This is a genomic window from Holtiella tumoricola (assembly GCF_027857615.1).
Lineage (GTDB): Bacteria > Bacillota > Clostridia > Lachnospirales > Cellulosilyticaceae > Holtiella > Holtiella tumoricola.
Genome location: NZ_JAQIFT010000040.1, coordinates 71,931 through 93,425 on the forward strand (window position 1 = coordinate 71,931; position 21,495 = coordinate 93,425).

The 21,495-nt window shown below is 34.7% G+C and carries 29 protein-coding genes; all 29 read left to right on the top strand.

The window, feature by feature from the left end; all coding sequences use genetic code 11:
* The first annotated feature begins 7 nt into the window (after positions 1 to 7).
* Positions 8 to 1,498 carry a phage major capsid protein gene (locus PBV87_RS09255; RefSeq protein WP_271012024.1) on the top strand — a complete coding sequence of 497 codons (1,491 nt, stop codon included), beginning with the start codon at positions 8 to 10 and terminating at the stop codon, positions 1,496 to 1,498.
* A 49-nt stretch (positions 1,499 to 1,547) separates the two neighbouring features.
* The gene (locus tag PBV87_RS09260) at positions 1,548 to 1,877 is read left to right on the top strand and encodes a DUF2190 family protein (protein ID WP_271012025.1); all 330 of its coding nucleotides are present in this window, start codon (positions 1,548 to 1,550) and stop codon (positions 1,875 to 1,877) included.
* 11 nt (positions 1,878 to 1,888) lie between these two features.
* The gene (locus PBV87_RS09265; protein ID WP_271012026.1) at positions 1,889 to 2,179 is read left to right on the top strand and encodes a hypothetical protein; all 291 of its coding nucleotides are present in this window, start codon (positions 1,889 to 1,891) and stop codon (positions 2,177 to 2,179) included.
* 7 nt (positions 2,180 to 2,186) lie between these two features.
* The gene (locus PBV87_RS09270) at positions 2,187 to 2,504 is read left to right on the top strand and encodes a hypothetical protein (protein ID WP_271012027.1); all 318 of its coding nucleotides are present in this window, start codon (positions 2,187 to 2,189) and stop codon (positions 2,502 to 2,504) included.
* On the top strand, positions 2,491 to 3,066 hold the full coding sequence (locus PBV87_RS09275; RefSeq protein ID WP_271012028.1) for a phage tail protein: 576 nt from the start codon (positions 2,491 to 2,493) through the stop codon (positions 3,064 to 3,066). The genes PBV87_RS09270 and PBV87_RS09275 overlap by 14 nt, the downstream gene beginning before the upstream one ends.
* A gap of 9 nt (positions 3,067 to 3,075) precedes the next feature.
* Positions 3,076 to 3,540 carry a hypothetical protein gene (locus PBV87_RS09280; RefSeq protein ID WP_271012029.1) on the top strand — a complete coding sequence of 155 codons (465 nt, stop codon included), beginning with the start codon at positions 3,076 to 3,078 and terminating at the stop codon, positions 3,538 to 3,540.
* Entirely contained in the window at positions 3,528 to 3,797 is a 270-nt protein-coding gene (locus PBV87_RS09285; protein ID WP_271012030.1) for a hypothetical protein, read from the top strand. The genes PBV87_RS09280 and PBV87_RS09285 overlap by 13 nt, the downstream gene beginning before the upstream one ends.
* A gap of 1 nt (position 3,798) precedes the next feature.
* Positions 3,799 to 5,226 (top strand): phage tail sheath family protein, encoded by a 1,428-nt coding sequence (locus PBV87_RS09290; RefSeq protein ID WP_271012031.1) that lies wholly within the window; start codon positions 3,799 to 3,801, stop codon positions 5,224 to 5,226.
* An 18-nt stretch (positions 5,227 to 5,244) separates the two neighbouring features.
* On the top strand, positions 5,245 to 5,763 hold the full coding sequence (locus PBV87_RS09295) for a phage major tail tube protein (RefSeq protein WP_271012032.1): 519 nt from the start codon (positions 5,245 to 5,247) through the stop codon (positions 5,761 to 5,763).
* Positions 5,764 to 5,799: 36 nt separating this feature from the next.
* Entirely contained in the window at positions 5,800 to 6,102 is a 303-nt protein-coding gene (locus PBV87_RS09300) for a phage tail assembly protein (RefSeq protein WP_271012033.1), read from the top strand.
* A 108-nt stretch (positions 6,103 to 6,210) separates the two neighbouring features.
* Positions 6,211 to 8,292 (top strand): hypothetical protein, encoded by a 2,082-nt coding sequence (locus PBV87_RS09305; protein ID WP_271012034.1) that lies wholly within the window; start codon positions 6,211 to 6,213, stop codon positions 8,290 to 8,292.
* Positions 8,285 to 8,497, top strand: a complete 213-nt coding sequence (locus PBV87_RS09310) for a tail protein X (protein WP_271012035.1) — start codon at positions 8,285 to 8,287, stop codon at positions 8,495 to 8,497. The genes PBV87_RS09305 and PBV87_RS09310 overlap by 8 nt, the downstream gene beginning before the upstream one ends.
* Positions 8,494 to 9,498: a phage late control D family protein gene (locus PBV87_RS09315; RefSeq protein WP_271012036.1), complete on the top strand. Its 1,005-nt coding sequence runs from the start codon at positions 8,494 to 8,496 to the stop codon at positions 9,496 to 9,498. The genes PBV87_RS09310 and PBV87_RS09315 overlap by 4 nt, the downstream gene beginning before the upstream one ends.
* A complete protein-coding gene (locus PBV87_RS09320; RefSeq protein ID WP_271012037.1) occupies positions 9,498 to 9,731 on the top strand; it encodes a hypothetical protein in 234 nt (77 codons plus the stop codon). The genes PBV87_RS09315 and PBV87_RS09320 overlap by 1 nt, the downstream gene beginning before the upstream one ends.
* A complete protein-coding gene (locus PBV87_RS09325; protein WP_271012038.1) occupies positions 9,728 to 10,120 on the top strand; it encodes a phage tail protein in 393 nt (130 codons plus the stop codon). Before PBV87_RS09320 ends, PBV87_RS09325 begins: the two co-directional genes overlap by 4 nt.
* 10 nt (positions 10,121 to 10,130) lie before the next feature.
* Positions 10,131 to 10,439 (top strand): GPW/gp25 family protein, encoded by a 309-nt coding sequence (locus PBV87_RS09330; RefSeq protein ID WP_271012039.1) that lies wholly within the window; start codon positions 10,131 to 10,133, stop codon positions 10,437 to 10,439.
* A complete protein-coding gene (locus PBV87_RS09335) occupies positions 10,429 to 11,544 on the top strand; it encodes a baseplate assembly protein (RefSeq protein ID WP_271012040.1) in 1,116 nt (371 codons plus the stop codon). Before PBV87_RS09330 ends, PBV87_RS09335 begins: the two co-directional genes overlap by 11 nt.
* Positions 11,537 to 12,100, top strand: a complete 564-nt coding sequence (locus PBV87_RS09340; RefSeq protein WP_271012041.1) for a phage tail protein I — start codon at positions 11,537 to 11,539, stop codon at positions 12,098 to 12,100. The genes PBV87_RS09335 and PBV87_RS09340 overlap by 8 nt, the downstream gene beginning before the upstream one ends.
* A gap of 1 nt (position 12,101) precedes the next feature.
* Positions 12,102 to 12,839: a hypothetical protein gene (locus PBV87_RS09345; RefSeq protein WP_271012042.1), complete on the top strand. Its 738-nt coding sequence runs from the start codon at positions 12,102 to 12,104 to the stop codon at positions 12,837 to 12,839.
* Between the two features lie 12 nt (positions 12,840 to 12,851).
* Positions 12,852 to 13,430 (top strand): collagen-like domain-containing protein, encoded by a 579-nt coding sequence (locus PBV87_RS09350; protein WP_271012043.1) that lies wholly within the window; start codon positions 12,852 to 12,854, stop codon positions 13,428 to 13,430.
* Positions 13,431 to 13,440: 10 nt separating this feature from the next.
* Positions 13,441 to 14,274 carry a hypothetical protein gene (locus tag PBV87_RS09355; RefSeq protein WP_271012044.1) on the top strand — a complete coding sequence of 278 codons (834 nt, stop codon included), beginning with the start codon at positions 13,441 to 13,443 and terminating at the stop codon, positions 14,272 to 14,274.
* Entirely contained in the window at positions 14,271 to 14,678 is a 408-nt protein-coding gene (locus tag PBV87_RS09360; protein WP_271012045.1) for a hypothetical protein, read from the top strand. The genes PBV87_RS09355 and PBV87_RS09360 overlap by 4 nt, the downstream gene beginning before the upstream one ends.
* Before the next feature lie 32 nt (positions 14,679 to 14,710).
* Positions 14,711 to 14,929 (top strand): hypothetical protein, encoded by a 219-nt coding sequence (locus PBV87_RS09365; protein ID WP_271012046.1) that lies wholly within the window; start codon positions 14,711 to 14,713, stop codon positions 14,927 to 14,929.
* Positions 14,930 to 15,104: 175 nt separating this feature from the next.
* On the top strand, positions 15,105 to 15,275 hold the full coding sequence (locus tag PBV87_RS09370) for a hypothetical protein (RefSeq protein WP_271012047.1): 171 nt from the start codon (positions 15,105 to 15,107) through the stop codon (positions 15,273 to 15,275).
* A gap of 195 nt (positions 15,276 to 15,470) precedes the next feature.
* Entirely contained in the window at positions 15,471 to 15,719 is a 249-nt protein-coding gene (locus PBV87_RS09375) for a hypothetical protein (RefSeq protein ID WP_271012048.1), read from the top strand.
* 1 nt (position 15,720) lies between these two features.
* A complete protein-coding gene (locus PBV87_RS09380; protein WP_271012049.1) occupies positions 15,721 to 16,359 on the top strand; it encodes a peptidoglycan recognition protein family protein in 639 nt (212 codons plus the stop codon).
* A gap of 106 nt (positions 16,360 to 16,465) precedes the next feature.
* A complete protein-coding gene (locus PBV87_RS09385; protein WP_271012050.1) occupies positions 16,466 to 17,035 on the top strand; it encodes a metalloprotease family protein in 570 nt (189 codons plus the stop codon).
* A gap of 225 nt (positions 17,036 to 17,260) precedes the next feature.
* Positions 17,261 to 18,685 (top strand): tRNA (N6-isopentenyl adenosine(37)-C2)-methylthiotransferase MiaB, encoded by a 1,425-nt coding sequence (gene miaB / locus PBV87_RS09390; protein WP_271012051.1) that lies wholly within the window; start codon positions 17,261 to 17,263, stop codon positions 18,683 to 18,685.
* Positions 18,672 to 21,488: a DNA mismatch repair protein MutS gene (gene mutS / locus PBV87_RS09395; RefSeq protein WP_271012172.1), complete on the top strand. Its 2,817-nt coding sequence runs from the start codon at positions 18,672 to 18,674 to the stop codon at positions 21,486 to 21,488. Before miaB ends, mutS begins: the two co-directional genes overlap by 14 nt.
* The last annotated feature ends 7 nt before the right edge of the window (positions 21,489 to 21,495 follow it).

Consider the following 21,495-nt stretch of genomic DNA (forward strand, 5'->3'; position numbering starts at 1 on the left):
AGAAAAAATGGACAAAAAAGAGTTACTTAAACAAAAAGCACAAAGACAACAGGCACTATTAGATGCAGCTAAAAATGGAAACAGAGCTTTATCAGATGTAGAGCAATTAGAATTTGAGTCATTACAAAGAGAAATTGATACTCTGAAAAGAGAAATTGAAGAACAAGAAAGAGCACAAAGTGGTAACGATGATGTTCAAAGAGCATTAAAAGCAGAACGTGAACGCTATGCAGCTATTGTTGAAATTTGTGGAGTAGCTAGTCAAAGAGGATTAGAACTTGATATGCAGGATTTTATTAAAAGAGGATTAAGTGTAGAACAGGTCAATGCAGAAGTATTAAAAAGATTTATGAGTATGAATGAACCTATTTCATCTGGACGTTCAGAAGGTAATTTACATGTACATAAAGATGAAGCAGATAAAATGCGTGCAGCAGCATCAGATGCATTACAAATGCGTGCATTTGGAAGTGTAGAAAATCCAGCCGAAGGGGCTAGGGAAATGCGAGGCATGAAGCTACGAGATATTGCTATTGAATGTTTACAGCGTTCAGGTGTAACACATGCATATCGTTTAGATGATGATGAGCTCTTAAGACGTGCTTTAAGTCCAGAAAGCCAATTTGCAAGTATCCTTTCAGATACAGTAAATAAATCTATGGCAAGAGGCAACCAAATTGCTCAGACGACATTTGAACGTTGGACAAGTATTGGTAGTAACCCAGACTTCAAAGGGGCAACACATTATCAGATTTCTGAAGCTGGTGATCTTACAAGAATGAGTGAGACAGGTGAGTTTACATTTGATGAACTAAAAGACCAAGGAGTTAAAAAGTCTATTGCAACATTTGGTAAGAAGTTTGGATTTACACGTCAAGCTATGATTAATGATGATCTAGGCATCCTTACTAAAATTCCTATGCTTTATGTTCAATCAGCTAGACGTGGTATTAATAAGCTTGTTTATCAACAACTTACAAACAACCCAACAATTTTTGATAATAAGCCTCTATTCCATGCTGATCATGGTAACTTAGGAACAGCAGGTGCATTATCAAATAAGACATTGTCAGAAATGAAAACCTTAATGAAGCGTCAAAAAGGTATTGCAGGTAAGCAAGCTTTAAATATTGCACCAAAATTCCTTATTGTGCCACCAGAACTTGAAAATGAAGCATTACAACTACTTACATCTATGGCACTACCAGGACAACAAAATGCAGGAGTGAATAACATCTGGAGAAATGCATTGGAACTCATTGTTGATGCAGAACTTGAAGCAGATGAAAGTAATTTATTGAACTATTTCTTAGCAGCAGACCCAATGTTATCAGATACTATTGAAGTGACTTATTTAAATGGTGACGATATGCCTAAGCTTGAAAGTAGAATGGGCTTTGATTTCCTAGGTATGGAATGGAGAATTTACATGGACTATGGTGTAACTGTTACAGACTTCAAAGGTCTTGCTAAAAATAATGGGGTAACATTAGGTTAATAAAGGCTTAGAAATAAGCCTTTATATAAAATTTATAGGAGGTGCCGAAATGGCAAAAGCAAAATTTATTCAAGATGGGAAAATTATTTATTTTACAGCCACTGCAGAAGTTGGCTACAACGACATTGTACCAATTGGTGGGATTGTAGGTGTTGCAGCAGAAGCAATTCCAAGCGGTGGAACAGGTGGGGTAAGATTAACAGGCGTTTATGAAATGCCAGCTGCAGCAGAAACAATGGAAGTAGGAGATGTTCTTTATTGGGATAATAGTAATCGTTATGTCACTAAAACAAAAAGTGAATTGACTTGTGTAGCAGGCATAGCTGTTTCCAAAAAAACAAGTTCAAGTGCAGGAACTGTACTCTGCAGAATAGGATAGGAGGAAGAAGCATGATTAAACTTACTAATCCACTTAACAAAGATGGCATCCTTTATAAGAAGGGTGCTATTTTAACATTATCTTTAAAAGATGAAGAAGAGCTTGTAGCTAATGGGTTAGCAGAAAAGTATCCACTCATACAAATGGAGCAAGAAGCTAAATGCAATAGGTTAGATTTGGATGAAGAAGTGGCATCAGATGAACCAGAAAAAAAGGAAGAAGTTGAAACAGAGAAAGAAGATACAAAAACTAAAGAAAATAAAAAGACTTCACCACGTATAGGCAGAACATCTAAAAAGTAGGTGCATGATGAACTTAAAGAAAATAATTGAAGAGGACTTACAAAATGTCTTTTTTAATACTAATGAATTTGCAGAAATACATGTATTAGATGATAAAGAAGTTCCAATTATCATTGATGAAGATGAAATACAAAAGAGACGCATCCAAGCAGCAGAAGGAACTTATGTAGGAGAAAAACTAGTTTTAATCCAATCTAAATATTTCAAGAGGAAACCTGTAGAGGGTAGAAGTTTAAGATTAGATCATAAAGAATACTTTATTGTTTCATGTAAAGAAACAGATGGGATTTTTGAGATTACGTTAGGAGTGAATGACTCTGATTAAAATTGATTTAGATAAACACCTTGTAAAGCAAGCAGAAGAGATGTTATCAGAAGTTCCCAATGGTATGAAAAGGTGTATGAAAAATGCTATTAATAAAACTACACGTTCAGCAGGAAGAAGTCTTCATAATGAATTGAAGACTGATTATAATATTAAAGTTTCTGAGATTAAAAGGGGCTTAAATATACAAAGGGCTACATTATCACGATTAGAAGGTAAGGTTATTGCAAATGGACCAGTTACACGTTTAAAAAAAGGATTTAGGACAGATACCAAAACTCCTAAAGCATATGCAGCGTATATTAAAAAGAGGAGTAGAAAAAGCTTACCAGAACAAGCATTTGTGCAAACAATGCCTAATAGTGGGCATATAGGTATATTCGAAAGAACAGGTGGAAAGATGGGGAGTAACCCTAAGAGGGATGAAATTCGTGAGTTAAAAGGGCCTTCTGTAGCAGGTATGGCGAATTCAAAAAACATTTCTAAAGAAGTAAAAAAGGAGTTAGAAGTGAACTTTGATAAGAATTTTAAGAATGAAGTCATTAAATTATTAAACAAGTAGGTGCTTATCGTGACAGCGTATAAAGTAATGGAGCATTTTAAAGTAGTATTAGAAGAGGCTCTAGTCAATGTAGAATTGGAGTCTAAAGATAATATTACTAGAAAACCAAAAGTAGAATTAGGTTATCTAGAACCGTTAAAAGTGGATGATGATGAAAATAAAGATTTTCCATATGTACTTATTAGATATATAAATGGAGAAGATAAAGAAGAAGAGAGTGAGATGAATTTAAAGCTTATTATTGGTGTACATAGCCCAGATAGCAGGGGATGGGTTGATATTTTACATATTATTGAGGGTATCAAGCAATATCTTTTAAAAAAGAAAGTGTTTGATTATTACACATTAGAACATCCCGTTAAGTCATCTATTCCAGAAGAACAAGCATATCCTCATTTTCATGGTTTTTTAGAACTAAAGTTTAAAATTCCTAGAATTGAAATAGAAGGAGTTGAAGAACCGTGGCTAGCGTAAAAAGTAAAAAAGAAGTAGCTAAAAAGCCTTATAATAAAAAGGTTTATTGTGGACCTAATCTGCCAGGATTAAACCAATTTACAGTTATAGAAGGTCAAAACAATATCTTAAAGTTACATATTGAATCATGCCCTGCTATTAGTAAGTTGATTGTACCTATTGAAAAGTTAAATTATACACGTTTAAAACTTGCTGTAAAGGGAAGTTTTGAGCAACAAAAATACATAGAAATTATGAATTATTTAGGAGGTAGATAAGATGAGTGGATATAGACATGGTGTTTATGTATCAGAAATTCCAACAAGCATTATTCCACCAGTTGAAGCATTAGCTGGGTTTCCAGTTGTTGTTGGAACAGCACCTATTCATCTAGTAAAAAATCCAAAAGTGAATGAGCCTGTACTTTGTTATTCTTACAAAGAAGCAGTGGAGGCTTTTGGATATAGTGACGATTTTGAAAGCTATACATTATGTGAGTTTATAAAATCACATTTTACACTTTTTAGTGTAGCACCTGTAGCTTTTATAAATGTATTAGATCCAGCAAAGCATAAAGAAGTTGTGGAAGAAACAACAAAGTCTGTCGTTGAAGGTGAATTAATTATTGAAGAGCCTGTGCTTTTATCTACAGTTGTAGTAAAAAGTAGTGAAGGTATAGAGCAGACTTTAGGTGAAGATTATGAACTGGCTTTTAATGCCCAAGGGCATCTGATTATTTCCCTTACTAATGGTGGAACACAAGAAATTAAAGTGGCTTATTCTAAACTTACTCCAGCAACAGTATCGAATGATGACATAATAGGGGGTGTTGGTTTAGAGGGGCAATTAACAGGGCTTGAATTAATTAATGAAGTTCTTCCTCGTTTTGGGCTCGTTCCAGGACAAGTATTAGCCCCTAAATTTAGTACAGAGCCAACAGTAGCAGCAGTTATGGTAAGTAAGGCAAGTAATATTAATGGATATTTTAAGTGTATGGCACTAACAGATATTCCCGTAGATGAAGTAACAAAGTACTCAGATGTAGCACAATGGAAAACTTCAAACAATTATGTTTATGAAAATCAAATTGTATGTTGGCCAAAAGTAAGACTAGGTGAGGCTGTTTATCACATGAGTACACAACTAGCTGGTCTTATGTGTAAAGTAGATGCTTCATATGATGGGGTACCTTATGCTTCACCATCTAATCACAACTTGCAAATTAATGGATTAGTAGGTAAGGATGGTAAGGAAGTTATCTTAGGTATAGATCAAGCTAACTATCTTAATGGCCAAGGGATAGTAACAGCTATTAACTTTAGTGGTGGTTGGAAGGCTTGGGGTAATCGTACAGCATGTTATCCACTAGTTACAGACCCCAAAGATGCCTTTATCCCTGTGAAGCGTATGTTCTATTGGATAGCTACAACAATTGTACAGACCTTTTGGCAAAAGGTAGATGCACCTATTACAAGAAGACTTATTGATACTGTCATGGATAGTGTAAACATTTGGCTAAATGGCTTAACAGCTAGCGAGTACATATTAGGTGGACGAGTTGAATTTTTAGAAGAAGAGAATCCTTCAACATCCATTATGGATGGGAACATTAAGTTCCATTTATATATAACACCACCATCACCAGCAAGAGAAATAGACTTTGTGCTTGAATATGATGTTGAGTATTTAAAAGCATTATTTGCATAGAAAGAGAGGTAAAAGTGTATGAGTAAAATGCCTGATAAACTTATTGCTTATAGAGCTTATAAAGATGGTAAAGATATGCTAGGAATTGCAGATGTAGAACTACCTGATATTGAAGCTATGTCAGATACTATAAAAGGTGCTGGCATATCAGGAGAAGTTGACTTGCCTACACTTGGGCATATTGGGGCTATGAGTATGACAATTAACTGGCGTAGCGTATGTGGTGATTTAGTAGCTTTATCAGCACCAGTTACACATGCTCTAGATTTTAGAGCATCACAACAAGTATTTGATAATGTAGAAGGTAAACTTAAGACGGTTGCAGTTAAACATATCGTACGAGCTATCCCAAAGAAAGTTACACCAGGTAAAATGGAAACATGCGCTAGCACAGAAAGTGGTAACGAATTTAGTGTGCTTTACTATAAGATGGTAATTGATGGGAAGGTAGCAATTGAAATTGATCCATTTAACTATATTTATATTGTAAATGGAGTAGATTATTTAAAAGAAGTAAGAAGAGACCTAGGCTTATAAGCGTAGGTCTTTTTGATAAATAAGGAGGATAAAAATATGAAAATGAAATTAAAGAAACCAATAAACTTTGAAGGGGAATTAATTACAGAATTAAACTTAGATTTAGATTGTTTAACAGGTAAAGATATGATAGATGCTCAAAAGGAAATTCAATCACTAGATGTACCTGTTTTAGAGTTTAATAAAGAGTATTTAGCGGTTGTTGCTGCAAAAGCGTGTGGTATGCCAACAGATTTAATTCCACTTTTAGGGATTAAAGATTTTAGTACTATAACAGTCCAAGTGCAGAATTTTTTGTTAGGAGAGGAGTCAGTCACAGAACCGACTTTAGAAGAATAGCTTTTGAAATGGCACAAGCCTCTTTTACACCAGTAACATATTGGTTAGAACAGACCTTAGATGAACTTGAAGCATGGATAGAAATTATGCAAGAGAAGAGGTGAAAATGTGGCAAGGAATAGGCAATATCAAATAGCATTTGCTTTAAATAGTAAGTTAGCTTCTGGATTTAATAAGAGCTTTAATAGTGCAACGAGAAGTATACAAAGTTTAGCTAAAACAGCTAAAGCAGCTATGGCAACAACCATAGGAGCTATAGGGGCTAAAAATACTGTTGGGATGGCTCTTACAGAAGCTATGAATCTAGAAGGGTTTAAGATGCAACTTGAAACAGCAACTAAGTCAGCTGAAAAAGCTGGAGAGATTATGAAGTGGTCTGTTGACTTAGCAAATCGTACACCTTTTGAAACAGGTTCGGTAGTAGAAGCAAGTGCAAGACTTGAAGCAATGGGTCTATCAGCTCAAAAATATTTACCTATGATTGGTGATATGGCTGGTGCAACAAATAAAGACCTTATACAGGCTACAGAAGCTATTATTGATGCCCAAACAGGAGAATTAGAAAGACTTAAAGAGTTTGGGATTAAAAAGGATGACATTGTAGCCTATGCATATGACAAGATGAACAAGACTCAAGTAGTTAACAATAAAGGACAGATTACCAATCAAGAGAAGTTTAATGAAGCGATGCTTGCTCTTATGAATGATAAGTTTAAAGGTGGTATGGAAAAGCAAGCAAGTACGATGAAAGGAATCATGTCTACCATATCAGGGGTTATGAAATCTGGCATGGCTACAATAGTAGGCATAACATCAGATGGTACAATTAAACAAGGAAGTTTGATGGATACACTTAAGGGAAAAGCTAAAACCCTAGCAGATACCTTTGTTAAATGGCAACAAGATGGAACATTTGAAAAGATAGGTAATCAGATTAATAATGGGATTTCAAAAGCTTTAGTAAGTACTAAGCAATTAAAAACTTGGGTTACAGATACCTATAATACAATTAAGGCAAAAGTTCTAGAAAACAAACCATTACTAGATAAGATTGCACAAGTTGTTGAAGATATTAAAATAAAATTTAGTAATCTAAAAGGTGGGGCATCTACTTTAGACTGGTTAAAAGATACTGCCTTACCAAAAGTAGCAGATGCTGTTATGTGGGTACTTGAAAAAGCTATAGATTTATATAATTTTATTAGCACTAATTGGAGTACTTTAAAACCAATTATTGTAGGTATTGGTGTTGCTTTTACGAGTTGGAAAATAGGATCTCTTATTGTTGAGTTTTATAAGATGGCTAAAGCAATGACTATAGCTACAATTGCACAAGGTAAGTTAACATTGGCCAAAGTTGCTGATAAGGCAGAAACACTTTATCTCAAGGCTTTATATGCTGGAGATTTCTTGTGTTCGTTACTTATGCAAGGGAAAGCAATAGCGGCAAATACACTGTCGTGGGCGGTTAATACAGCACAGATGGCAGCTCAAAAAGTGGGACTTATTGCATTAAAAGGTGTTCAACTAGCATCCCAAGGTGTAACAGTAGCTTTAACAGCAGCACAATGGGCATTAAATGCAGCATTTATTGCATCCCCTATTGGATGGGTAGTGTTAGGAATAGGTGCTCTGATTGCAGTAGGTGTCTTACTATGGAAAAACTGGGATACGATTAAGGCTAAAGCTTTTGAGCTTTGGGAAGGCATAAAATCAGCATTTGGTGGTGTAGGAACATGGTTCAGTGGTTTGTGGGAAGGTGTTAAATCTACTTTTAAGGGTTTTGTTAACTTTATTATTGGTGGATTAAATAAGATACCAGAAGGACTTAATAAGTTAATAGGTATTGGGCAAAGTGTAGGTATTAATATACCTACTATTCCAACAATTCCTATGTTTGCTAAAGGAACTATGAGTACACCTAAAGGAGCCTTTATAGCAGGCGAAAATGGACCTGAACTTATCTCGGGGGCACCTGGAAGAAGAGTCTTTACTAATGCACAAACTAAAGGGATTTTTTCAAATAGTAACAAAGACAATTATCAACTTGTTTATAACCCTCAAATTACAGTTAAAGGTGGAGATGTATCCGAATCCAAATTAGCACAAATTCTTGAAGCAGAGCGAAGAAAATGGATGGCGGAAGTAAAAGCAATGTTTAAAGGAAAGGATAGATTAGCTTATGGATAATACATATATAACTTCACAAGGTGATACATGGGATATGATAAGTTACAAAGTCTATGGAAATGAAAAGTATGTAGATAAGCTTATTCAATCTAATTTACTATATAAAGAAACTATTATTTTTAAAGCTAATGTTGAACTTAGTATTCCAGAAGTCCAAATTATACAACAAAGTAGTTTGCCACCTTGGAAAAGAGGTATAGTATGAGTAGAAGGGTAAAACTGTCTGTCAAGTATCAAGGAGTAGACATTAGTTTAGATATAAGTAAGTATTTGATAGGATTTACCTATACAGATAATGCAAGTAATGAGGCAGATAGCCTTGAAATTACATTAGAAGATAAAGATGGATTATGGCATGGAGAATGGTTACCTGAAAAGGGTGATCTTATCTATGCCTCTTTTAGTGTAGAGAATTGGACTAAGGATAATAGTGTTCAAGTACTACCATGTGGGGCATTCACATTAGATGAAATCAGTTTAAGTGGCCCTCCTGATACAGTTGCATTAAAAGGACAATCTGTACCAGTTAATTCTTCAATTAAACATACAAAGCAAACAAAATCTTGGAAGCAAGTTAACCTTTCAAAAATAGCGGGAGATATTGCTAGTGCTTCAGGACTTAGTATGATGTTTGAATGTAGTGAAGATCCATTTTATGAAAGTATAGATCAAGTCAAAGAAGGCAACATAGCTTTTTTACAAAAGCTATGTACAAGGGAAGGAATTTCTTTAAAAGTTACAAATAGTACCATTGTTTTATTTGAACAGAAACTGTATGAAGCTAAAGAGGCTCTTATAACCTTAGAAAAAGGCAAATCCAATATACTTTCATATAGTTTTAATTCATCAACTAATGACACAGCTTATGGCAGTTGTCGTGTACGCTATACAGACCCAGTAACAAGTGAAACAATAGAATATACAACAACAGTAGGTGAAGGTCAGCAGTTAGAGGTTAATGAACAGGTAAAATCTGTTGAAGAAGCCAAAAGATTATCAGAGCAGCGACTACGTGAGAAAAATTCAAACGAATATACAGCACAGTTTAGTTTGATGGGAGACACAAGACTTGTTTCAGGTGTAACCATTGAATTAAAAGGATGGAAAAAGTTTGATGGTAAATACATCATACAAAAAGCCAATCATGTAGTGATTGGTGGTTATAAGACTGATATTGAGTTAACCAAATGCTTGGAGGGATATTGATGAATGTAAGAATCGGTAAAGTCTCTAGTATAAATAAAGAAAAATCTACAGCACAAGTAGTCTTTAAAGAATTAGATAATATGGTTTCAAAGGATTTAATTATTCTAATCCCAATCGGTAATACATTAACTTCAGAAGACTTACCTAAAATTAATCAACCTGTACTTTGCTTATTCTTAGATAACTCTTCAGATGGGTTTATATTGGGCAGTTGGAAGGTGGACAAGATATGATTGGTGCATTAGGAGACATTATATTTAAGGTATCTATAAATGATGTAAGTACTTTTCAAGATTTTACACGTAGCAGTTCAGGAAGATGGGCCACTCATGAAGTTCATATGCAAAAGCCAAAAGGCGAGTTTTTGGGACCTGATTTAGACTCTATTTCTTTTAAGATGCAACTTGAAGCAACCCTTGGGAGAAATCCACGATATGATATGGAGAAAATTATGGAGTATTCAAGAACAGGTAAACCTTTATTGCTTGTTATTGGTGGCGACGCATTAGGTTATTATAGATGGGTTGTCGAAAGTTTAGAACAGGGCTATAAAAATATAGACAATAAAGGGAATGTATTATCAGCAGAGCTTACAGTAACGCTTAAAGAGTATGTAAAATAGGAGGTGTAGTATGTATGAGATAACAACAGATCATAAACCACTTAACATGTTGGCAAGAGGGGTAGAAGAGATTCTACAAAATATAGCTATTATCTTAACCACACCAAAAGGGAGTGTTACACTTGATAGAGATTTTGGCATTGATATGAGTGCATTAGACTTACCTTTAGAAATGGCTGAAAATATATGTACAGCTCAAATTATAGAAGCTATACAAGACTATGAGCCTAGAGTAAAGGTAGCAAAAGTTACTTATGAAAAAGAACATTTAACAGGAGTATTAAAACCAAAAGTGCAGGTGGTAATTAATGAGTATTAAAGATTTAAAACATATTAATTTTTGTAGTACAAATACATCAATTGTAGAAAGTGATATTATTAATGCTTATGAGGCAATAGCAAATAAAAAACTTTATCCAGGAGATCCTGTGAGATTGTTTTTAGAGGCTATTGCCTTAATTATTACTCAACAAAGAGTACTTATTGACTTTGGGGCTAAACAAAATTTGCTTGCTTACGCACAAGGAGATTATTTAGATCATGTGGTTGCATTAGTAGGTGTTGAGAGATTAGAAGCTTCACCATCCAGATGTACGGTGAAATTTACTTTATCTAATGCACAAGTAAGTAATATTGTTATTCCAAAGGGAACAAGGGTAAAAGCAGGAGAACTATACTTTGCTACTAGTCAGGAAGGTATTATTAGTCCTGGTCAATTAACTATAGAAGTAGTTATTGAGTGTATGACAAAAGGTCAAATAGGAAACGGTTTAGTCCCTGGACAAATTAATCAATTAGTAGATGTGTTCCCTTACTTTTCAAGTGTTACTAATATAAATACTACTACAGGTGGAACGGATAGGGAGACAGATGATGCCTTAAGACAAAGAGCATTTGAAGCTCCTAACTCTTACTCATGTGCTGGGAGTGATGGAGCTTATGCTTTTTGGGCTAAAACAGTTTCACCAGAAATAGGGGATGTAGCAGTTATAACACCAACACCAGGAGAGATAAATATTATTCCAATAGGTGCAAATGGAGAGTTATTATCAGAAGAACTTAGAAATAAGATACTTGAACGATGTAGTGAAAAGAATGTTAAGCCACTTACTGATAAAGTAGTAGTTGTAGAGCCAACTAAACAAAATTACACTCTAGAAATGACTTATTGGATAGATAGAAAAGATATAGCTCTATCTACAGTTATTCAAAATCAAGTTGATCAAGCAGTAGCAGAATATAAAATATGGCAACAAAGTAAGTTAGGAAGAGACATTAATCCATCAGAGCTTATTTATCGTGTGATGCAAGCAGGGGCAAAGAGAGTCAATGTAATAAGCCCTAGTTTTACATCTTTAGAGAGTACAAGTATAGCGTATTTAACAAGTAAATCGGTTGTTTTTGGAGGGGTAGAAGATGCATAGTATAAAAAACCTATCTATTAAAGAGTTACTTCCTTCAAGTATTTCATATGATAAGCAAATATTGGCATCATGTGAAGCAATTGATTTAGAAATAAGGAAATTACAAAGTACTATTCAAAAACTTTATATTTTACCAAGCATTGATACTTTAGAGGATGATAGGGTGGATTTAATGGCACAACAATTTGATGCTCCTTACTATGATCCTACATTACCATTAGGTACGAAAAGACAATTAGTTAAAAATGCAATTAATTGGCATAAGAAAAAGGGAACGGTTGCAGCTGTTGAAGAAGTGGTAAGTACAATCTTTGGTGAAAGTACCGTAGAAGAGTGGTATGAGTATGGTGGTGAGCCACATCATTTTAGAATAACAACCACCAATATAAGTACAGATGAAACTTTTATTAATAAATTTAAAGAGGCAGCAGAACACATCAAAAGAAAAAGTAGCTGGCTTGATGAAGTTATTGTATTACTTGCAAGTGAATTAGGTATTTATATAGGATTTGCATTACATACTGGAGATAGAATCACAATAAGACAGGAGGGATAAGATGAGTATTTCAAACGTATTTTTTACTAATAAAGGAAAAATACTTCAAGCCAAAGCACAAACTGGAACACCTCTACATTTTACACGTATAGCATTGGGGGATGGTGAACTCCAAGGACAAGCACCTCAAGCATTTAATACACTTGTAAATGAGAAGTTATCCGTTGATATTACGAAGCTTTTAGTTAGTGAAGATGGAACTGCTAAGATAGGTGGAGGTTTTAATAATAGTAGCTTAGCAATAGGGGTTTATTATAGAGAGCTAGGCCTGTTTGCAAAAAATCCTGATAATGAAGGAGAAGAAATTCTTTATTGTTATGGTAATGCAGGGGCATTAGCAGAGTATATACCAGCAAAAGGTAGTGAACTGATAGAGAAGAAAATAGACATTATAGCTATTATAGGAAATGCAACAAATGTATCAGCAACTATTAATAGCAGTCTGGTAGGTCTAGGGCCAGAAGATTTAGAACTACACGATAAAGATCCAGAAGCACATCAAGCAATACGTCAACTAATACAAGCAGAAGAAGATGCTCGTATACTAGGAGACTCACAATTAGATGCTAAAATCAAGAATTTATCTAGTCCATATGTTATACCAGAAGGCTCGGATATTCCTGTTCAGGATAGAGTAAAGGGGAAGATGTATTTTAAAGTTACAAGTAGGCAGAGTGGTGGAAGTAGTAATGGCATTATAAAAGTAAGCCCTAATATGGGGATTGAAATAAAAGAATAAGGAGTGAACAAGATGTCAGCATTAAAGAAGGTAAGAGTACAGTTATTAAATGAAGAAACTGGTGAGGTTATTGAAGGCGTTGATGTAATAACATCAGCAGATTGTGTAACTTTTGAAGATGGAGAGACCTTTCAACAAAAGCTAGATAGGGGGAAATTAACAGGACCCAAAGGTGCAACGGGAGCAGTTGGTCCACAAGGCCCTGTAGGTGCAACAGGCCCACAAGGTCCAGCTGGAGTTGCAGGATCTAAAATGCATAATGTTACTGGGACACCAGCTACATCATTAGGTGTAGTAGGTGATTGGGCACTGAATACATCTAATGGAGATGTATTTGAAAAAACAGCATCTACAACTTGGACTAAAAGAGGAAACTTTAGGGGAACAACTGGAGCACAGGGACCAGTAGGAGCGACAGGTGCCACAGGGCCACAAGGTCCAAGGGGAGAAACAGGACCGCAAGGGCCAGCAGGTGCAAAGGGGGCAACAGGGCCACAGGGGCCTAAAGGTGATCCAGGTGATGGCATTAAAGTTGGGACAACTACATCCAATGCAGTACCAAGAAAACTATTTTTTAAAGTAATAGAATAGGAGGCATGACATGGCTAAATTAAAAGGAGAACTTCAGGCTGATAATGGAGATGTGCTGCATCCTCATACATCTGCAGACGTTGTATTTATGGAGGATGGAACGAGTGCAGAAGAAAAAATTAAAAGTATAGATCAGAAAATAACGAGTATAGATGTTTCGGGTGATGTTAGACGGGTTGTCAACGAAAGAGTTAATGCAGATACTTCTAAACCACTTAGTACTCTGATTAATGAATGGATTACTTCAGCTAAAACTGCTATTTTAAATGCAATAAGTACTTTGACAACACATGTTACTAATCAGCATACAGCTACTAAGAATCATGTAACTTCTAAAGTAGATGCAGCTAGAGATAATATTAAGAGTCATATTACAACAGCTACAAGTGGACTGAAAGTATATCAACCACATTCAAGCAATGTATTAGCCACCTTATGTACAGCTTATGCTTTTAGTAATGGTGCTCAGAGCTACATGGGAAGATTTATTGCTAAAAGGTCAGGTGTAATTAGAGTTTGTTTCTTAACTACAAATGGTACAGATAATTCAAGAATTACTGTTTACACAAATCCAGATGTACAGGCTACACTATCATCTAGTCATGGAATAAATAGCTCTTATACAAGTTGGGAAGGACTTCCTTTAAATACTAATATACATAACGTAGGCTCACCAACGTATATGACTATGAAAACCGTTATGGAGATTTATCACAAAGCAGTGAATAATAATAAAAACTGTATATTTGATATGTATGTACATGAGGGACAATGTTTATATTTCTCAGGATGGTATGTAGGAACAGCTACACTTAAAATTTTAGGAACGGAGGTTGTACTATGATTCTTTATATAAGTGATGATAATGAGGTGCTATGGTCACATAGTGATAATTCAGTAAAAGAACTTGCATATTACATTGATGATCCAAAATGTATTAGAGTTCCTGATGATATAGTTATTCCTATAGTGCCACAAGATGACTTTATGTATAAGTGGGTCTACCACGAAGAATTGCAGAGTGTGACTTTAGAAAGACTTGGTAAGAAACCATTAACAGAGAAAGCGCTCATTGAAAGAACTTATGGATTATGCCTACAAAGTGGAGAAGATAGTCTAATGAGCATGGAATTGAGTTTAGATACAAATGGGAAGGTAACAACTGCAGGTGGCGATTCATTACTGCTCATGGAGTTATTAACAGCTATAGATGAAAAACTTAATCAGTTATTAGGCCAAAAGGTTTAAGATAAATAAAATAATTTAAAGGAGGTATCACAATGATTGATACAGCACAATATCCAGTACAAGTAAGAGCAAATGCAAGATTAGTAGATGCAGGAAGAAAGAAAGTAGAAAAGTGTCCAGCTGCACAACAAACAGAGATTTGTGTAGTACTAATTGCTGATTATGAATGGCAGTTAGAAGGAATAGGGGAAAAAGTTATTCCTGAGAAGTACCAAGAAGAAGTTAAAAAGGAACTTGGATTAACAGAATAAAAGAATGATTTGAGAGCACCAGAGATGGTGTATTTTTTATATTCAAAAATAAAGATATGTGCTATAATAGGCAAGTAAAATAAAACCACGCAGAGGGTGGCGTGGGGGTTGTATGTTACCCTCCTGAGGGCTATGGATAAGGTATTATCTCATAGGCCGAAAGGGGGTGTTATGAATGGAACATGTACTAATGATAGTATTGGTGATAGCAATGGTTATCTATCCAAGAAAAGGAATCTTTATAGATAAGTTTAAGTTAAAAACTTTAGGCTTACATATAGAAATTAGTGCAAAAGAAAAGAACGGTTCGCCCTCGAAAAACGACCGTTCTAATCATAAAAACTAATTTGTGATTTAAGTTCATAGCCCCAAATATAAAAACATTCAGGGAGCATCAGTGTTACAGCACTGGTGCTTTCTTTATACCCATATTATAGCACAATCTTAAAAAAAATAAACATTAAAATGAAGCACCCTAAAAATAGGGTGCTATTTTTGTATCTACGACAGGCTCGTCCAGTAGAAGAAAGGAGATATTGAGATGGATGTAAATATGGTACAAACATTAATTAACAGTTTAGGTTTTCCTATAGTAATGGTAGGAGCGTGTGGTTTCTTTATTTGGAAGATGTATCAAGCACAATTACAAGATAAGGAAAGACTTTATACAGAACTTAGTAGGGCGATTAGTTCCAATGATAAGATGGCTGAGATTATTAGTGAACATACTAATAAATTAGATGCTATTCAAGGGGATGTAAAAGAAATTAAAGAAAGAGTAGGTGCTTAATATGATTCAAATAACAAAGAAACTAATTAAATATAATCATAGTGGGGCTAATAAACCAATCTATATAGTTATTCATGAAACAGGCAATGCAGATATTGGAGCAGATGCAGAACGTCATTATAAATATTTTAATAGTGGAGATCGTGGAGCTAGTGCTCATTATGTTGTAGATGATAAGCAAGTGATACAATTAGTAGAACATAACGTGCAATCTTGGCATAATGGTAAAAAATACATTTCCAATCCTAAAGTACCACAATGTAATAATAGTAATTCCATAGGTATAGAAATATGTGTTAATCAAGATGGAGATTATAATAAAGCAGTAGCAAATGCAGTAGAGCTTACTAAAAAACTAATGAAAGAGTTAAATATCCCATTAGATAGGGTTATTAGACACCATGATAGTTGTGGGAAACAATGTCCAGCAAAGATGCTTAAAGAGCCTAAGTTATGGACAGATTTTAAGAAAGCTATACAAGGCATAGAAAAAGATGAGGATTATGAAAAGGCTATACAGGTGCTTGTAGGTGCTAATATAGTGGGTAGTCCTGCAGCATGGCAGTTAGATAAAATAAATATCAATAACGTACCATCTTTAATTAAGAAGATGGCTAAGTATGTAGAGGATAGGTCCTAATGGGCTTATCCTTTATTTTTTTGCCCAAATACTGATTTTGTAGGAGGGATATAATATGATACTATTTAAGTAGGCTAAAATATTAATGATGAGGAGAATTTAAATTATGTATGATATAAATGTAAAAAGGGTATATAAAAGCAAAAAATCTAAAATTGTACTAGGTATGGCGGCAGTTCTATTTTTACTATTTGTTAAGATAGGGGTTGCAAATGCTCATAAAATGGTGAGTAGTGGATATATTTTATGTGTAATATGTACTTATATCTTTTTAATAGTAATTGGTTGGTTTTCTAGACCGCATGAAAAATATCATCAAAAAGAGGCTATGAAGTATGGAATAACTGGTAAAATTATAGGAAGACTGTTTATTTTTAAGGAGAATGAATATCTAACAGTTAAACAATGTATGAATACGTTAATAGCACCGTTCTGGGGATTCAATATAATAATTTTAACTGTAGGAGTAATACTATATTTAATCGGTGGCAAGCTAAGTATCACTTTTACCCTTAGTTATTTTATGCTTAATCTAGGGGCGTGTAGTAGCGATATATATTTATATTTTAAGTTAATACATATTAACAAAACAAGTAAAGTATATATGAAGTGGGATCAAGAAATTAAAGGTGTTCCGCAGAACATTTACTTTAGTATAGTGGATGAAGAAAAGTAGTTATAATAAAAATATCATTTGGCTAGATAGTGCTTAACTCATCTTTGTTTTTTTCATAAGCATAGAGTATTGTTTATAAAGTTAGGAGTATAAATTGAACCCCAAATATTAGACAAAATATCTCTAACATTTGGAGTTCAATTCATAAGCCCTAGCTTTATTTTTTTTATCCAATTATGATATAATGTATACTGTATATTTAATAAGTATAAAGGAGAACTATTTATGGGCAAAAGACAAACTATTGAAATTTCAACAGCTGAAGCAAAAAGACAAATGGACATTATTTCCCAACTTTCGCACCATATAAAAGATAAAGGATTAAAGTATTTTACTCAAACATTCGGTTGTCAGATGAACGCACACGATTCTGAAAAAATCCAGGGTATGCTTACCCAAATGGGCTACACTGAAACCGATAAAGAGGCAGAAGCGGACCTTATCCTTTATAATACATGCTGTGTAAGAGAAAATGCTGAAAACAAAATTTTTGGTAAGCTAGGTTATCTTAAAAAACTTAAGCGTTTAAAGCCAGATCTTATGATTGCTCTTTGTGGCTGTATGATGCAACAAGATATTATACTTGAAAACCTTAAGAAAAATTATCGTCATGTAGATATTATCTTCGGAACTTACAATATTTATAAGCTTCCTGAACTTTTACAAACACGTTTTGAAACAGGTAAAAAAGTTATTGATATTTGGGATTCTCATCAAGATATTGTTGAAGATTTACCAAGTGAGCGTAAATTCCTTTTCAAAGCTTGTGTTAACATTATGTATGGCTGTAATAACTTCTGTACATACTGTATCGTGCCTTATGTAAGAGGACGTGAAAGAAGTCGTGAGCCACAAGATATCTTGAAAGAAATACGTACACTTGTAGAAGATGGTGTAAAAGAAATTATGCTTCTTGGACAAAATGTTAACTCTTATGGCAAGACTCTAGATACACCAATGTCATTTGCAGACCTTATTCGTGAGGTAAATAAAATAGAAGGTCTTGAGCGTATCCGCTTTATGACTTCACATCCAAAAGATTTAAGTGATGATTTAATTGCTGCAATGGCTGAGTGTGATAAAGTATGTAACAGTTTACACCTTCCATTCCAAGCTGGTAGTACAAATGTTTTAACACGTATGAATCGTCGTTATACAAAGGAACAATATTTAGAACTTGTTAGAAAAGTTAAGGCGGCAATGCCAGACATTGCATTAACAACGGATATTATTGTAGCCTTCCCAGGTGAAACAGATGAAGATTTTGAAGAGACTATGGATGTTGTACGTCAAGTACGTTTTTCAGGGGCATTTACTTTCGTTTACTCAAAACGTACAGGTACACCAGCAGCAACTATGGAAGATCAAATTCCAGAAGAAGTATCAAAAGAGCGTTTTAATCGTCTTTTAGATCTTGTTAATAGTACACAAGCAGAACATATGCAATCCTTTATTGGTAAAGTGACAGATGTACTTTTAGAAGAAGTTAACAAACAGGATGCAACGCTTTTAAGTGGACGTACTTCAGAAGGTATACTTGTTCATGTTAAAGCGGACCAAAGCTTTATTGGTGAAATTGTTAATATTAAAATCATTAGTGCAAAAACACATTATTTAATGGGAGAACTTGTAAGTGATGAGTGTGAATAAATTAAATGTAACACCTATGATGAGACAGTACTTAGACATTAAAGATGAGAATCCTGATTGCGTAATCTTTTTCCGTATGGGTGACTTTTATGAGATGTTTTTTGAAGATGCAGTAACTGTTTCAAGAGAATTAGAAATCACTTTAACTGGTCGTGATTGTGGCTTGTCAGAACGTGCCCCTATGTGTGGGGTACCGTTCCACGCTGCAGATAACTACGTTGCACGTCTTGTAGAAAAAGGATTTAAAGTTGCAATCTGTGAACAATTAGAAGATCCTTCTACAACAAAAGGCCTTGTTAAACGTGGTGTTGTACGTATTGTTACACCAGGTACTATTTTAGAAGGTAGTACGATTCAAGAAGGTAAGAATAACTACATTACATCTCTTGTACGTACAGAAGATCACTATGGTCTAAGCCTCTGTGACGTTACAACAGGAGAATGGCTTGTAACAGAAGTAAGCATTGACCAAGGTGACCATAAACTTATGGATGAATTGGCAAAATTCGCACCTGTAGAGTGTCTTTTAGATCACCGTGTTTATACTGATACTAAATTACCAACACATTTAAAAGACCGTTTTAATGCATTAGTAGAAGAAATACCAGACCATGTTTTAGATTATGATTTATGTGAAAAGTTACTCCTTAATCATTTTCATATTTTAGGATTAGATGGTATTGGTCTGAGTAACCATCCAGCTTGTGTGCTTGCTTGTAGTAGCTTATTAAACTATTTAAAAGAAACACAAAAGAATGAGCTTTCTCATTTAGGTCAAATTACATTCTATAATGTAAATGAATTTATGCTTTTAGATAGCGCAACAAGACGTAACCTAGAACTTACAGAAACACTCCGTGAGAAAAAGCGTAAAGGTTCATTACTTCATGTCCTAGATCATACGCAAACAGCTATGGGAGCACGTTACCTCAGAAAGTGTGTAGAACAACCACTTATTCATCAAGAAGCCATTAATGCTAGACTCTCAGCAACTGAAGAACTTAAAGAAAGCTTATTTTTACGTGATGATATCAAAGCCTCATTAAGTGCTATTTATGATATGGAACGTCTTGTTGGACGTATTGCATATGGTACATGTAATGCAAAGGACCTTATTGCTCTTAAAGAATCTTTACGTGTACTGCCAGAGCTTCACGGTCATTTAGAGACAACTACAAGTCATGCACTTCGTGCTATGTACAATAGTTTTGATGACTTAAGTGATTTATTTGAACGTATTGATGTCTCTATCATTGATGAACCACCTATTTCGTTACGTGAAGGTGGGCTAATTAAAGGTGGTTATAATCAAGAAATTGATGAGCTACGTGATGTCAAAACGCATGGTACCAATTGGCTGCGTGATGTAGAAACTAAAGAAAAAGAACAAACAGGAATCAAAAATTTAAAAATTAAATATAACAAGGTATTTGGTTATTTCTTAGAGGTTACTCAGTCTTATAACCATTTAGTACCAGATTATTTTATTCGTAAGCAAACTTTATCAAACTGTGAACGTTACATTACAGAAGAACTTAAAACAATAGAAGAAAAAATCCTAGGGGCAGATGAGAAACTCCAAGCTTTAGAGTACAAACTGTTTACAGAAATACGCGATTTTATAGCTGAACATATGGATCGTCTTTTACGTATGTCTCGTCTCGTTGCAGAACTAGATATGTTAACTTCTTTAGCGATTGCTGCGGAAGTGAATGGCTATGTCAAACCACTGATTGATGAATCAGATACTTTAAATATTGTGGGTGGACGCCATCCTGTAGTTGAAAAGATTATAGGACAGCATCAATTTATAGCAAATGATGTCTATCTCAATGAAACAGATCATCAAATTAATCTGATTACAGGACCGAACATGGCTGGTAAATCTACTTTTATGCGCCAAACAGCACTGATTGTTTTAATGGCACAAATGGGGTCCTTTGTTCCAGCAGAGTCTGCTCATATTGGTGTTGTAGATCGTATCTTTACACGTGTTGGAGCGTCAGACGATTTAGCCTCAGGTCAAAGTACATTTATGGTAGAAATGATGGAAGTATCTAATATCCTACATCATGCAACGAAGAAAAGCTTATTGATTTTAGATGAAATTGGTCGTGGAACAAGTACAATTGATGGTTTAAGTATTGCTTGGGCTATTATTGAACATATTGCAAACCATAATAAATTAGGCGCAAAAACACTTTTTGCCACTCATTATCATGAGCTTACTGAACTTGAAAAAACTATACCTTCTCTACGTAACTATTGTGTACAAGTTAAAGAAATGGGTGAAACCATTATCTTCTTACACAAAATCGTACCAGGTAGTGTCGATCATAGTTATGGTATTCAAGTAGCTCATCTTGCTGGACTACCAAAAGAAGTACTTGACCGTGCTCATGCCATTATGGCAGAAATAGAAGGTGAAAGTTCAAGAGATTTACGTGCTGTAGTTGAAACTTCTTCAAAAGCTGTGGAAGAACATAAATTACAAACGGAACAAAATACAGTACCAGCTTCTGCACACGTAGAAGCCTCACAAGCATCTCTAACAGCTGAACCTATTAGTCTAGCGCAAACTGTATCTCCCTCAGGACAAGTCTCCTTACTTGAGCCAGCACAAGCGACACCACCAGCTCAAATGAGCTTATTAGGAGGAAGTGACCTCCATGTGGAAATTATTGATGCATTAGAAGATGCAGATCTCATGAATATGACACCATTTGAGGCCATGCAACTATTATTTGAACTTAAAAATCAGCTAAATGGTAAAGGTTCTAAAAAGAAAAAATCTAGAAGGTAAGGAAGTG